The sequence below is a fragment of the Staphylococcus agnetis genome, from assembly GCF_002901865.1.
GTDB classification, from domain to species: domain Bacteria; phylum Bacillota; class Bacilli; order Staphylococcales; family Staphylococcaceae; genus Staphylococcus; species Staphylococcus agnetis.
Genome location: NZ_PPQF01000016.1, coordinates 1 through 14,193, shown reverse-complemented (window position 1 = coordinate 14,193; position 14,193 = coordinate 1). Strand labels below are relative to the sequence as shown.

Sequence of the window (14,193 nt, the reverse complement as noted above, 5' to 3'; positions counted from 1 at the left end):
TGACTCATGACTTTTATTCATAAAAATTTTATGCTCACCAATGAAACGGCACGTCATTTATATCACACTTATGCCCAAACTATGCCGATATATGACTATCATTGTCATTTAGATCCTAAAATGATTAGCGAGAATACACATTTTGATAACATCACAGACCTTTGGTTAGGCGGTGATCATTATAAATGGCGCGCAATGCGTGCACAAGGCATTGATGAATACTATATCACTGGTGCGGCAGAACCTAAAGAAAAATTTAAAAAATGGGCGGAAACGTTAGACAACGCTGTGGGCAATCCACTTTATCATTGGTCTCATCTAGAGTTGAAAATGTATTTTGATATTGACGACCGCTTAAGTTCAACCAATGCAGAAGACATATATGACCGTGCAAACGCCTATTTAAAATCACATCATGTGACAACACAATCGCTCATTTCTGATTCCAATGTGGCACTGATTTGTACGACTGATAATCCGACAGATACTCTTGAGTATCATGATGCCATTCGTGCACAAGATGGATTTAAAACAGCTGTACTCTCAGCATTTCGTCCTGATGAGGCGTTTAAAGTGGGCACATCGCAATTTATTGATTTTGTGAAAAAATTAGAAAGCCAAACGCATCCCATCGTAGATAGTGGGGACTTCGTAAAGGCTTTAAAACAACGTATTGATTATTTTCATCAAAAAGGTGGCCGTTTAGCGGATCATGGTTTAGAAGAAATTCGTTTTGAAGCGTTTGATGCGGTTGAGATTAATACAATCTTTGAAAAAGCGTTAGAACAAGAACCTATTTCTGAAAAAGAATATTTCCAATTTCAAACCTTTATCTTGCGTGAATTGAGTAAAGCGTATAGTGAAAAAAAATGGGTGATGCAAATTCATTTTGGCGCCATCCGTAATAATAATACGCGTGCATTTTCAAAAATAGGACCAGATGCGGGTTTTGATTCAATAAGAGATCAAGAAAATTTAGCAGCTCATTTAAATGCGACGCTCAATATGATGGAAGCGGACAATCATTTACCGAAAACGATTCTTTATAATTTAAACCCGGTTTATAACGATATTGTTGGCGCTACTATCGCAAACTTTCAAACAGAACCAGGGATAAAAAGTAAAATTCAACATGGTGCGGGATGGTGGTTTAATGATACAAAACGCGGCATGTTGAACCAAATGACTTCACTCGCTGATCAAGGGCTACTCATGCATTTTGTCGGTATGTTGACAGATTCACGAAGTTTTATTTCCTATTCACGTCATGATTATTTTAGACGTATTTTATGTAATTTTATTGGAGAATTAGTTGAAAACGGTGAAATTCCGAATGATAACGCGTTATTAAAACGCATGATTGAAAATATATGTTATGACAATGCCTATCATTATTTTAATTTAGGGGGAGTGACGGACGATGAAAATGACATTTCGATGGTACGGGAAAGATGACCCGATTTCACTCGAATATATTAAACAAATTCCTGGTATGAAAGGAATTGTAAGTGCGATATATGATGTGCCTGTAGGTGAGGTATGGCCATTAGAAAAAATTAAAGCATTAAAAACAACCGTTGAACAGGCAGGGCTTGAATTATCTGTAATTGAAAGCGTACCAGTTCACGAAGATATTAAACTAGGTAAACCTTCACGTGACACTTATATTGAAAATTACTGTGAGACTTTAAGACATTTAAGTCAATGTGGTATTCATACGGTTTGTTATAATTTTATGCCTGTGTTTGATTGGACACGTTCACAATTAGATTATGTTCTAGAAGATGGGTCAACAGCACTCATTTATGATGAAAATGATGTTGAAAAAATGAATCCATTGAGTGGTGAGTTGTCGCTACCAGGATGGGATTCGAGCTATACGAAAGAAGATTTGGCATCATTGTTTCATGATTATGCTTCTGTTGATGAAGAAACGTTATGGGACAATTTGACGTATTTTATTCAAAAAATCATGCCCGTTGCTGAAGAAGAAAACATGTTAATGGCGATTCACCCGGATGATCCGCCTTGGAACATTTTTGGCTTACCGCGCATTATCACGAATAAAGAGAATTTAGAGCGTTTTATTAACATTTATGATTCTAAATCGAATGGATTAACGTTATGCTCAGGTTCACTCGGTGCAGATAAATACAATGATTTTGTTGATATATTAAGGTATTTTGGTGAAAAAGATCGTGTGAACTTTGTCCATGCCAGAAACGTCAAATTAGTTGGTGACAAATCATTCCAAGAGTCTGCACACTTATCAGAAGCTGGTTCTATCGATATGTATGAAGTTGTAAAAGCAATGCATAGCTTTGGCTATGAGGGCCCAATACGTCCAGACCATGGCAGAATGATTTGGGGAGAAACTGGTAAACCGGGATATGGCTTATATGATCGTGCGCTCGGTGCTGTGTATTTAAATGGTCTGTATGAAGCAATTACGAAAGATAATCAATAGGGGGTGTGAAGGATGCAATTACCACTTCAAGTCGATTTGAAAGATAAAGTAGTCGTGATTACCGGTGGCGCAGGTGTTATAGGTAGTGAAATGTCGCGTGCCTTAGCCAAAAGCGGTGCACGCGTTGCGATTGTGAGTTTGAATAATACTGCGGATGATTTGGTGAAAGAGATTGAAGAAGGCGGTGGTATAGTTAAAGTATTTTTAGGCGATGTCACACAAAAAGCAGATATGGAAGCTATACGACAAGCCATTCATGAGACGTTCGGCAGCGTAGATATTCTAATTAACGGTGCTGGTGGCAATGCACCTGGTGGCACGACGGATGATGAGCGTTATGATTCCAATCAACATGGGTCGAAAACATTCTTTGATCTCAACGAAAAAGATGTCGGTTTTGTTTTTGATTTGAACTTTTTAGGCACATTTATTCCGACACAAGTGTTCGCGCAAGATATGGTTGGTAAAAGTGAAGCCACAATCATCAATATTTCATCCATGAATGCATTTAAACCGCTCACAAAAATTCCAGCATATAGTGGTGCGAAATCTGCGGTTAGTAACTTTACTGAATGGCTAAGCGTATACTTTTCAAAAACAAATATTCGTGTCAATGCGATTGCGCCTGGGTTTTTACTTACACAACAAAATGAAGCGTTACTATTAGATCAAGACGGAAATTATACAGAACGTTCTCAAAAAATATTAGCTGCGACACCGATGGAACGGTTTGGTGAACCGAATGAACTCATTGGCGCGTTACTTTTTTTAGCGTATGCGCCGGCATCAAGTTTTGTGAATGGTGTTGTGTTACCTGTAGATGGTGGATTTAATGCTTATTCAGGTGTGTAACGTTAAAGAGGAGGCGTTAAAATGTTATATCCAATCATAACAGAGACAAGGCACGTCCTAGATTTATCAGGCATTTGGAAGTTTAAATTAGCAACGCACGATAGTATGATTGATGTCACAGAACCACTAAATACCACTCAAGTAATGGCGGTTCCTGGTTCGTACAATGACCAGGGTGTCGTTCAAGAGATACGTCAACATGTAGGTGATGTATGGTATGAACGCACATTTACCATTCCTAAACATTTAAAAGATGAGCGCATCGTTTTAAGATTCGGCTCGGCGACACATTATGCGGAAGTGTATGTAGATGGTAAAAAAGTCGTCGAACATACAGGAGGATTTTTACCTTTTGAAGCGGACATTAGCACACAAGCCACCGTTGGCACACACCGTTTAACTGTTAAAGTGAACAATATTTTAACGCATGCTACATTACCGGTCGGCAATTATTCAGAAGAAAAACAAAGTGATGGGACGCTTAAAAAAATAAATACACCGAACTTTGATTTCTTTAACTATGCTGGTCTGCACCGTCCGGTTAAAATTTATTCCACACCTAAACAATATATTAAAGATATTGTCATTGTTCCTGAGGTGATAGATGAAACTGAAGCAGCCGTTCATTATGAAGTTGAACTCGGCAATGCATATAGCGATATTGACAATGTTAAGGTGACGATATTAGATGCTTCTGAACGTGCGTGTGTTGAACATAGTACGCTTTCAGGCACAATGACACTCAATGATGTGCATTTGTGGCAACCTTTAAACGCATATCTTTATCAATTGAAAGTAGAGTTATTTCACGATGGAGAACTTTTAGACGTCTATTACGAACGCTTTGGTGTACGTAGTGTCGAAGTGAAAGCGGGACAGTTTTTAATTAACAATCAACCCTTTTATTTTAAAGGTTTTGGAAAGCACGAAGATACGTATTATCATGGACGTGGTTTGAATGAAGTGGCCAATGTCATGGATATTGAACTGATGAAATGGATCGGTGCCAATTCATTTAGAACATCGCATTACCCATATTCTGAAGAAATGATGCGTTTAGCGGATGAACAAGGTATTGTTGTTATTGATGAAACGCCCGCTGTAGGGCTCCATTTAAACTTTTTTGCAGCATTGGGAGATGTGTCTGATCCAGTTGATACGTGGAAAGACATCAAAACGCAGACGGCACATGAAGCGGTCATTCGTGATTTGATACAACGTGATAAGAACCATGCGTGTGTGGTCATGTGGTCGATTGCAAATGAGCCAGAATCCAATGCAAAAGGCGCTAAAGCATACTTCGAACCATTAGTGCAGTTAGCACGTGAATGTGATCCGCAAAAGCGCCCTGTAACGATTGTGACGATATTAATGGCACAACCACATAACTGTGAAGTTCAAGATTTAGTCGATGTGTTATGTCTCAATCGCTATTACGGGTGGTATACGCAAACGGGTGATTTAGAAGCGGCTAAAGTTGCGTTGCGTCAAGAACTTGAAGCTTGGACCAAACGCCAACCCGGAAAACCAATGATGTTTACAGAATATGGTGCAGATACTTTAGCAGGATTTCATGCGATAGATGACCAATTATTTACAGAAGAATACCAAGTGAAATATTATGAGGCCAATCATGAAGTAATCGATACTTTTGATTGTTTCATTGGTGAACAAGTATGGAACTTCGCTGATTTTGAAACAAGTAATGGGATTATTCGCGTGAAAGGAAATAAAAAAGGGATTTTCACACGTGAACGTGCACCCAAAGCCATCGCACATTATTTTAGAAACCGTTGGCATGCGATACCTGATTTTAATTACAAATCATAAATCAACCATTTACTTTTAAACATAGTATCGCCTTCAAAATACCTGAAAATGTATTTTGAAGGCGATTTTTTTGTTTTAAGGTATGAAATAAGTGCTAAAAAAGATAGAACAGTGAATGGTTTAGTGCGTTTTATGATTAATATTTTGATTGATGTCATCTACCATTTTTCTACTTTGGATATAATGATAAACCCACATGATTAGATAGATTAAAATGAAAATAATTGTAAAAGTGAAAAATGCACCTAATTGGAGTGGAAACCACCCAGCTAATATCGATAAAGGCACAAAACCAACATAACTCACTACAAAATGTATGACCGTCATACGTGTAATGCTCCAATCAGTTTCTTCAAAAATACGATTCACCTGTCCGAATAAAATACCAATACAACCCCAAATGATGATGGAAATCAACATGGTGATAGTCTCATTAAAATGTGACAAATACCACTCCCCCATCGTTGACTCAGGGGATAATGGAAAATAGTGACCATCACCACTGATAAGGCTAAAAAAGATCGAAATGCTTAAGCCAAATAATACGCCCACTGCAAAGCTATGTTTAATTCTTTTCATAATGTCAATCGCTCCTTTATCGTTTTTAAATAACGTCGAGATGAGTATGTCGTATAGTCATGATGTAGACACATTCTAATTAACCCATTTGGTTCGATCGCTAATTTTTTGAGTTGGTTGATATTAATAATTTCTGATTTAGAAATACGTATAAATTGTGAAGGAAGTGTGTTTTCAAGCGCATAGAGTCTGGATTTAAGGACATATTGCCCATCAAGAGTAATCGCCACGACGGCCTTGTTTTCAGTTTTGATACTCAAAATATTTTTAACTTGAATAAAAGATATGGTGTCATCATGATGGCCAGTGAGTTGTTCAACATGATCAAGGTCTTCAATACACTGCACAACCGTTTTGATTTTGTCGTTCAATTTAGGGGCTTCGATTGTTATTTTGGGAACTTGGAATTTGTCATTAATGATAAGGTTCAATTTCATCGTTTGTGCTCCTTTCACTTTGATTAAACCATATTTTGAATTAAAAAAATTAAAAAGTGACTAAACGGTCACTTTTTAATACTCACTGGTTAGAAATCGTTTATCACAAGTGTATACGCTAATTGTAAACTTATAATTTAAATAGGTTTACAATTGAGGTATTACGATTTAAGATGTTTAGGTGTACGCATTTTATACATATAGGTGATAATGATGAAAATATTTGTAACTGGTACGAATACAGACATAGGTAAAACGTATGTGATTACCAGATTATGGCAACGTTTAACGCAGTTAGGTATTTCCACCGTGATTTTTAAACCCTTTCAAACAGAAGAAATTACAGAAGGTGTTTATCCTGATTTAGAAGCTTATAAAACAGAATGTGGTTTAGATTATCAGACCACAGGACTTTATAAATTTCATGCGCCTGTTTCACCACATTTAGCATTTAAACAAGAGCCTGAACAGCAGTTTGATTTATCAAACGTCACGGCTAAATTGTCAGCTTTAGAAGCACAATATGACGTCATTCTAATTGAAGGTGCGGGCGGCATTGCAGTGCCGATTCACATTGAAAAAGGGTCATATTTTATGACAACGGATTTAATTCGTGAGACAGCTGACGCCGTTTTAAGTGTTGTACCAGCGCAACTTGGAGCAATCAGTGAAACGATTGTACATCAAGCGTACCTTGAACAACATCAATGTCCACCGAATCTCATTGTAATGAATCGTTATACGGATACTATCATTGAGCGAGATAACTTAGAAACACTTCAAAAATATTTGAATAAGAGGATAATGACCTTTCCTGAACAAGGTTGTGCTGAGGATTTCCCAGGTCATATTTTGAAACTTTTTAGGGAGGCGATTTTAAATGAAACATCAAACGCTTGTAGATAAAAATTTAGAATTTGTGTGGCATCCATTTACTCAAATGGGCGTCTATCGTCAACATGATCCCATCATTATTAAAAAAGGAAAAGGCAGTTATCTTTATGATACGAAAGGGCGTCGTTATCTAGATGGTTATGCATCTTTGTGGGTCAATGTACATGGACATGGTGAGAAGCGTTTAAATAAGGCGGTTGAAAAACAATTATCGTCTATCGCACATTCAACTTTACTTGGTTCGTCTAACATACCTTCCATTTTATTGGCTGAAAAATTAGTGGATATTACACCTACGTCATTACGTAAAGTGTTTTATTCAGATACAGGTAGTGCAGCTGTAGAAATTGCGATAAAAATGGCTTATCAATATTGGAAAAATATTGATCCTGTGAAGTACAAAAAGAAGAATAAATTTATTACGTTCAAAAATGGATATCACGGTGATACTATTGGCGCTGTGAGCGTTGGCGGTATCGATACCTTCCATCATATATTCCATGATTTGATTTTTGAAAATATTCAAGTGGGTTGTCCTTCGTTTTATCACAGTCAATACGAATTAGAACAAGAACTGCGAGAGGCGCTACTCGATCAAATTGAACATTTATTACAAACACGTGCTGATGAAATTGTAGGCGTTGTAATGGAACCATTAATTCAAGGTGCGACAGGGTTATTTGTGCATCCTCAAGGGTTTCTAAAAGGGGTTGAACAATTGTGCCGTCAATACAATGTCTTACTTATTGTAGATGAAGTTGCGACAGGGTTTGGACGTACGGGTGAATGGTTCGCGTGTCATCACGAAGATGTTGAACCCGATATCATGTGTTTAGGAAAAGCGATTACAGGTGGTTATATGCCACTTGCGGCTACACTAACGTCTCAACGTATTTATGATGCGTTTTTAAGTGGCCAACATGGTTTAAAAACATTTTTCCATGGTCATACATATACAGGAAATCAAGTTGTATGTGCATTGGCTTTGGAAAATATTCAATTGATGAAAGAACGTAAATTAATACCACACATTCAAAAAACATCTAAAGTGCTCGATAAACAATTGCGACAATTAGAAGGGCATCCACATGTAGGACATATACGTGGTAGAGGGTTAATGTACGGTGTTGAATTGGTGTCAGATTGTGAAAAGCACGTGCCACTGCCTATACCGACTGTTGAACACATCATTGCAGAATGTAAAAATCGAGGATTGATGATTCGTAATTTAGAAAACGTGATTACGTTCGTGCCTGTATTGAGCATGTCTAAGCGTGAAATTAAAAAAATGACATCTATTTTTAAACAAGTTTTAACGGATGTTTTGGGGTCCTAATCATGATATTTGAATCTTATTTAAATGATTTGCAGTCACAAGGACAATATCGTCAATTGAGGGAAGTCGCAACGGCGCATAAACAAAGGATTTCTAGGGATGGGAAGACTTGGATTAACTTCACATCAAATGATTACTTAGGTTTAGGGCAACGTCACATTAATGTGATGCAATTACAGGAACGTCTTGACCAGTATGGGGCGCATCTTGCGAGTTCCAGACTCATCAGTGGTCATTCCAAATACTACGCTGATTTAGAAGCGCGTATTCGTGATCACTATCAATTTGATGAAGCATTACTAATGACGAGTGGTTACGATGCGAATTTAGCGATATTTCAAATCTTTAAACAAGAAAACGTGGTTGTATTTTCAGATGCTTTGAATCATGCGAGCATTATTGATGGCATTCGGTTGTCTCAAGTTCAAAAAGTGATTTTTCCACATTTAAATTATGACGTTCTAGAACATGAAATGAAACAATATCCGCAACAATATAAAGTGATTGTTACGGATTCTGTTTTTTCAACAAATGGTCATACCGCAAATTTAAATCGTTTAAGACAACTCAAGGAAGCCATCGGGAATACAATGCTTATCATAGATGATTCACATGGATTTGGTTTAGGTTATGACATCCACTACCAAGACATCGATATTGTATCGACGAGCTTATCTAAAGGTTTAGGTGCACATGGTGGTCTAATCTTATGTTCATCGATTGTTAAAGAAATGATTGTGAATACTGCGCGACCTTTCATTTATTCAAACTGTATGCCGACCATGCATTTACATTTGATTGAAAGTCAATTTGATGCATTGCTACAAGCAGATGACGCTCGACGTTTATTGCATGATAACATTGCGTACTTTAACGCATATGCTCATGATAATCAGGGTACATCAACGGCTATTAAAACATTTGCTATTGATGATGTTCATAAAGCGAATGCAATATATCATGAATTAATGGAAGCGGGCATTTGGGTGAGCTTTTTTCGATATCCAACTGTTGCACAACCCACGTTGAGAATGTCACTGTCTTCGTGTCATGAAAAGTCTGATATTCATCATCTAATGTCGGTGTTGCATGATAGGGGTGTTAGCGTTGTATAGTATTAAAATGCGTGCTTCGCAAAATGAAGGTCACATTAGTGGTGCAGAAACGATATGTGAAGCAAGTGATATTGAACGGATTATTGCAACATACTTTCAAAAAGGATTTCAACATGAAAATGGGGAACCTGATTTTTTAAATCTTAAAATTGAAAAAGTAAACTTACCTATCGTTCAAATCAAAGCCTTACCTATCATTGATCATTCACAATTAAAATTATCACAACTCGCAGCATGCTCACATATTTCACAACGCGCCATTGAAGCAGCTTGGCGTTATATTAGAAATGACACATGTTATCGAGGTGCCATTATTTTAGATGCATATTCTGGTGAACGTATAGATGAGTTTGGTGAATGCGGTTGTCGTGCAACACATTTTTGTTTTAAACAGCAAAGAGAAGATAAAATACTCAATGAACGTATCAAAGATGCACTCGCGATTGCGACGATTTTCCAATCAAATGAGGGGGTTGTAGGAGAACTTTGTGTCTCTGATGATTTGAACTATACAACAGGTTATTTTGCCAATCATCAAGGATATCATCGTTTATATGACTTGAAATTAAAAGGATCGCGAGAAGGCGGACGCGTTCTTTTTGTAAATCAACAATTTCATCTCGACGCGTTTACATATTTTTGTCAACAACAACCCAAATGCGTCATATATTAAAAAAAGCTCATGCTGCGATGCATGAGCTTTTCATATTATAAGAAGAAAACGGTAAAGATATATGCGCTAATACCTGCAAGTAAACAGTATAGAAGTGCAGGTCCTAAAGTTTTACGGATAACGCTACCTTCTTTACCAGCCATATTTACTACTGCACAAACTGCAACAACATTGTGCACACAAATCATGTTACCGGCAGCAGCTCCGATGATTTGAGCAGCTAATACAGTTGTAGTATTACCTTCAATTGCAGCTGCAATATTAGCTTGAACCGGTGCGAATGTGAGTGTTGATACAGTGGCACTACCTGTAATAAATGAGCCTAAAGCGCCTAAGAATGGTGCAACGAACAACCACATTTGACCAAATGTCGCAGCCATACCGTTCGCAATGTACTCAGGCATACTGATTAAGTCTTTCGTGTTAATGCCAGAGTTACTGAACACGTGAACCATGGCAAGTGTAGCGATTAATGTAATACCAGTGATACGGATGGTTTTAATTGAATCCGTACACGCTTTTGTAAAGTTTTTAATTGACTTTCTTTGAATAATAACTGCAAATAATGCAGCAACGACTAAAATTGTTCCTGGTGAGTATAATACTTCCCAACTTGATGAAATAGATTCGTATCCTAAAATATTGTTCCATGATAAGTTGAACACAGAAGTTGTAAAATCTTTAACTGGTTTTACTACACGTGTTAATAACAATAACGCAACCACAATTAAGTATGGCGACCATGCTGAAAGTAAACTCATAGAGTGTGCGCCCTGTGGTTTTGATTCATATACTTCAGATAAAACATCTTTCCATTCGTTTTTAGGAATCAACCAACCTTTTTTAGCAGTAAATACCGCAACAATAATTGTTGTTAAAGAACCTAAAATAGATACAAACTCAGGACCCGTTAGTAATGCATAAACTAATGCAGAAATCACATATATTGCACCTATTAAGAATGTCCAAGGTAAAATTTCTAAAATGGATTTAAGTTTGTTTGCTTTTCCAAAGAAGACGATCATAGTAACAACAATGATCATTGGAATTAAAATACCACTTAATAAATCTAACATTGTGATGCGAATGGCTGTTTCTGAAAAGAGAGTAGCATCAGCATCTTTTAAAGTACTTAAACCTACAATAACAGGTGTACCTACAGCCCCGAAAGATACTGCAACACTATCAGCGATGAGTGCTGTTGCAACACTTGTTAATGGTTTAAAGCCTAACGCAACCATTAAAGGTGCTGTCACCATAGCTGGCGTTCCGAATCCAGAAGCCCCTTCGATTAATGATCCGAATAAAAACGCTACGATGATGACTTGGACACGCATATCTCCCGATACATTTTGAAAGCCTGCATTAATTCGCTCAACTGCAGATGTTTCTCGTAATGTATTTAATAAAGTGAGTGCCCCAAAAAGAATTAATATTATCGTTAAAGTTTTATGTATCCCCTGTAAAAATGATGCAGCAATAACGCCACCTTCTATGCCCCATGCAACCATTCCTAGAATAGTTACTACGACCGCACTAATGGTCATCCCAACTAATGCTGACATTCGTAATAGAACTAAACAAATAAATGGAACAATAACTGCACTTAATGCAACGAGCATTAACATGGTTTCCACCTCAAATTCCCATAATTATATTTTTATAATGGACATCTGATGACCAGATGACATTGATATGCAAATTGTAAGCGTTTTTCTGAATTTATTCAACCATAGGTGAAAGGATTTTGTAATTAAATGAAACGAATTCATAAAAAATACTTATTTTAAACAAAATAGGGAGTTTTCAACTTTAAAAGTAGGGAGCTTCATGCTGAAAACATGTGGAAAACCAGCCCATCGTGACGGCAAAGCAGACATTGATAAAAACTACAATTTATAGTTAGCTGTGTTAATCATCATAAAACAAAAGAATAAAATTAGAATCTCTGAACTTATATTGTTATTAAGTAAGTTATTTATAAGAAATTCTAAATTTTAGAATAAACAATCATTATCAAAATAAAGATTTGAGTGGTAAGGGTGATTTTGTAAAAGATGACGACGGTGATAATGTATTTCAAAAAAAGGAGACAGAAAAGATGAGAAAAACATTTAGGCAAAGTGACAAATATCAAAAATTCTTATATTAATTACAAAATGCCTAAAAATAAATAAATTATGAAAATAGAACTCAGATTTCTTGAAATTAATCAAATTACTTTAACACCACTTTCTTAAAAAAGTTCTGAAATCCTTGTTATTATAAGCTTTCATCGATTTTTACAAAATATAGTGCATACGCGATTTCTCAATTTTAAATAGCTAAAAATTAGGTTCTAAAAAGGATTCTAATTTTATACAACAATAAAAATACGCACCTAAATATATAATAATAAACTTAGAGTTGCACAACAGAATAACAATGTATATTATATTAGGGTATATTCAATATTTTGAAGCAATGGGAGAATTTTTCGGAAAGATATAAAAGGTTAAAAGTTTTTCCCGAATAATTTAACGGGAGTTTTGTAATGACAAGGAAATTAAGAGAGTTTAAAAGAAGTTTTGGTCAAGAAAAAGCAAGAGTGAAATTGTACAAATCCGGTAAAAACTGGGTTAAAGCTGGGATTAAAGAAATTCAATTATTACGTTTAATGGGACTTCCATTTTTAACTGAAAAAGTTGAAAAGGATGTTGAAGGTCCGCAAAACATTGGTGGATTTATTAAACGCAATGCTCTGAAAACAACTGCCTTAACAGGTGGTATGTTTTCCGTTAATATGTTGCATGATCAAAATGCTTTCGCTGCTTCTGAAGCACCTGTCACATCAGAATTGACTACACAAAGTCAAACTGTTGGTGATCAAACTTCTGTTGTCATCGAACAATCGCAATCGTCGACTGATAGTCAAAGCGCAACATCAACAGCTAGCGAAACGTCGACGTTAACAGCAAGTGAAAGTAACACATCAGAAAACAGTCAAAGCACATCTGCAGATAGTCAGAGCACATCTACAAAAGACAGTACGAGCACGAACGACAAGTCTACTACGAGTGAAAGTGTAGCTTCAGAAAGTACTTTAAAAAGTGATAGTAAGAGTGAAGTAACATCTCAAGAAGCGACGTCAACAAGTCAATCAACGACAAGTCAAACATCAACGTCTGAAAATTCAGCTTCTACTTCTTTATCTACTTTAAATAGTACAAGTACGAATACAAATACTTCATTACGCTCAGTCAGTTTAAGAGCAGCGACGACTTCTTTTGCGACAGTAGCTGCAACAGCTCCAGTAACACAAACATTTACAGGTGCAGGTACAGATACACAATATAATATACCTATTTATTATAAGTTGATTGTTAATAGCGATGGATCGAAGATGAACTTCACATACTATATATCGTATGATAATCCGAATACAACTACTATAGAAAAAGCACCTGCTGGAATAAACCAAATATTGCAAATACAGGTCTAAGTCAATATACTATGCTAGTTTTAGGAAATGGTTATGGTCAACCAACATCAGTTACACAAACAGTAACACAGCCTGGTTATACCACTATCCCTGAAACAGGTGTTAATACTCAAATTAGACCGATGACACCAACTGGTAGCGGTTATTATTGGGATAGTAACCCATTCTTAAATGTTACTAATGCACAAAAAGGTGACGCATTAATGGCAACATTTACAGTGCCAATTACGAATCCAAATGGTAATTTGAACTGGACATTCAATCCTTATGCGGCACCAACAGACTTTTCAAAATCCAACTATTTTACTAATACTGTGACGGCAACAGATCCTTATACAAGTGCCTCAATCAGTAACTCTGCAAGTGCATCCCAAAGCGCATCGATTAGCGCATCTCAGAGTGCATCAACAAGTCAATCAATAAGTGCATCCCAAAGTGCATCGGTTAGCGCATCCCAAAGTGCATCAACGAGCCAATCATTAAGTGAGTCGACAAGTGCATCGATTAGCGCTTCGCAAAGTGCATCAAC

Annotated in this window: 12 protein-coding genes and 1 pseudogene; 10 read left to right on the top strand and 3 right to left on the bottom strand. The window is 36.6% G+C overall.

Going from position 1 to position 14,193, the window contains the following annotated elements; genetic code table 11:
• Nucleotides 1-6 precede the first annotated feature (6 nt).
• The 4 genes from uxaC to uidA are packed head-to-tail and all read left to right on the top strand — an operon-like array spanning nt 7 to nt 5,149.
• A complete protein-coding gene (gene uxaC / locus CD172_RS02885; RefSeq protein WP_103345428.1) occupies nt 7-1,455 on the top strand; it encodes a glucuronate isomerase in 1,449 nt (482 codons plus the stop codon).
• Nucleotides 1,421-2,467 carry a mannonate dehydratase gene (gene uxuA, locus CD172_RS02880; protein ID WP_103345427.1) on the top strand — a complete coding sequence of 349 codons (1,047 nt, stop codon included), beginning with the start codon at nt 1,421-1,423 and terminating at the stop codon, nt 2,465-2,467. The genes uxaC and uxuA overlap by 35 nt, the downstream gene beginning before the upstream one ends.
• Before the next feature lie 12 nt (nt 2,468-2,479).
• Complete coding sequence (locus CD172_RS02875; RefSeq protein WP_103345426.1) at nt 2,480-3,319, top strand: SDR family oxidoreductase; 840 nt, start codon at nt 2,480-2,482, stop codon at nt 3,317-3,319.
• Between the two features lie 21 nt (nt 3,320-3,340).
• Nucleotides 3,341-5,149: a beta-glucuronidase gene (uidA, locus tag CD172_RS02870; RefSeq protein ID WP_103345425.1), complete on the top strand. Its 1,809-nt coding sequence runs from the start codon at nt 3,341-3,343 to the stop codon at nt 5,147-5,149.
• A gap of 120 nt (nt 5,150-5,269) precedes the next feature.
• Here the strand turns inward: uidA and CD172_RS02865 are convergent, their stop codons facing one another.
• Together CD172_RS02865 and CD172_RS02860 are read right to left on the bottom strand one after the other, a co-directional pair.
• Nucleotides 5,270-5,728: a DUF3021 domain-containing protein gene (locus CD172_RS02865; RefSeq protein ID WP_103345424.1), complete on the bottom strand. Its 459-nt coding sequence runs from the start codon at nt 5,726-5,728 to the stop codon at nt 5,270-5,272.
• On the bottom strand, nt 5,725-6,165 hold the full coding sequence (locus CD172_RS02860) for a LytTR family DNA-binding domain-containing protein (RefSeq protein WP_103345423.1): 441 nt from the start codon (nt 6,163-6,165) through the stop codon (nt 5,725-5,727). Before CD172_RS02860 ends, CD172_RS02865 begins: the two co-directional genes overlap by 4 nt.
• A 213-nt stretch (nt 6,166-6,378) precedes the next feature.
• Here CD172_RS02860 and bioD point away from each other — a divergent pair, with 213 nt between their 5' ends.
• Genes bioD through CD172_RS02840 form a run of 4 tightly spaced genes read left to right on the top strand, consistent with a single transcriptional unit; the run spans nt 6,379 to nt 10,183 of the window.
• Nucleotides 6,379-7,071, top strand: a complete 693-nt coding sequence (gene bioD / locus CD172_RS02855) for a dethiobiotin synthase (RefSeq protein ID WP_103345422.1) — start codon at nt 6,379-6,381, stop codon at nt 7,069-7,071.
• Nucleotides 7,046-8,395 carry an adenosylmethionine--8-amino-7-oxononanoate transaminase gene (bioA, locus tag CD172_RS02850; protein WP_103345421.1) on the top strand — a complete coding sequence of 450 codons (1,350 nt, stop codon included), beginning with the start codon at nt 7,046-7,048 and terminating at the stop codon, nt 8,393-8,395. The genes bioD and bioA overlap by 26 nt, the downstream gene beginning before the upstream one ends.
• Before the next feature lie 2 nt (nt 8,396-8,397).
• A complete protein-coding gene (locus CD172_RS02845; RefSeq protein WP_103345420.1) occupies nt 8,398-9,510 on the top strand; it encodes an aminotransferase class I/II-fold pyridoxal phosphate-dependent enzyme in 1,113 nt (370 codons plus the stop codon).
• Nucleotides 9,503-10,183 carry a 6-carboxyhexanoate--CoA ligase gene (locus tag CD172_RS02840; RefSeq protein ID WP_103345419.1) on the top strand — a complete coding sequence of 227 codons (681 nt, stop codon included), beginning with the start codon at nt 9,503-9,505 and terminating at the stop codon, nt 10,181-10,183. The genes CD172_RS02845 and CD172_RS02840 overlap by 8 nt, the downstream gene beginning before the upstream one ends.
• Before the next feature lie 35 nt (nt 10,184-10,218).
• On the opposite strand, the gene CD172_RS02835 is transcribed toward CD172_RS02840, so the two are convergent.
• Entirely contained in the window at nt 10,219-11,811 is a 1,593-nt protein-coding gene (locus CD172_RS02835; protein ID WP_103345418.1) for an L-lactate permease, read from the bottom strand.
• Nucleotides 11,812-12,716: 905 nt separating this feature from the next.
• Between CD172_RS02835 and CD172_RS02830 the strand changes: the two genes are divergently transcribed.
• Entirely contained in the window at nt 12,717-13,664 is a 948-nt protein-coding gene (locus CD172_RS02830) for a KxYKxGKxW signal peptide domain-containing protein (protein ID WP_103345417.1), read from the top strand.
• Between the two features lie 11 nt (nt 13,665-13,675).
• A pseudogene (locus tag CD172_RS12855) lies at nt 13,676-14,193 on the top strand (hypothetical protein); the annotation flags it as partial.

Coding starts and splice junctions, on each gene's coding strand:
- uxaC (WP_103345428.1), top strand. CDS start 7: ATGACTTTTATTCATAAAAATTTTATGCTCACCAATGAAACGGCACGT.
- uxuA (WP_103345427.1), top strand. CDS start 1,421: ATGAAAATGACATTTCGATGGTACGGGAAAGATGACCCGATTTCACTC.
- CD172_RS02875 (WP_103345426.1), top strand. CDS start 2,480: ATGCAATTACCACTTCAAGTCGATTTGAAAGATAAAGTAGTCGTGATT.
- uidA (WP_103345425.1), top strand. CDS start 3,341: ATGTTATATCCAATCATAACAGAGACAAGGCACGTCCTAGATTTATCA.
- CD172_RS02865 (WP_103345424.1), bottom strand. CDS start 5,728: ATGAAAAGAATTAAACATAGCTTTGCAGTGGGCGTATTATTTGGCTTA.
- CD172_RS02860 (WP_103345423.1), bottom strand. CDS start 6,165: ATGAAATTGAACCTTATCATTAATGACAAATTCCAAGTTCCCAAAATA.
- bioD (WP_103345422.1), top strand. CDS start 6,379: ATGAAAATATTTGTAACTGGTACGAATACAGACATAGGTAAAACGTAT.
- bioA (WP_103345421.1), top strand. CDS start 7,046: ATGAAACATCAAACGCTTGTAGATAAAAATTTAGAATTTGTGTGGCAT.
- CD172_RS02845 (WP_103345420.1), top strand. CDS start 8,398: ATGATATTTGAATCTTATTTAAATGATTTGCAGTCACAAGGACAATAT.
- CD172_RS02835 (WP_103345418.1), bottom strand. CDS start 11,811: ATGTTAATGCTCGTTGCATTAAGTGCAGTTATTGTTCCATTTATTTGT.
- CD172_RS02830 (WP_103345417.1), top strand. CDS start 12,717: ATGACAAGGAAATTAAGAGAGTTTAAAAGAAGTTTTGGTCAAGAAAAA.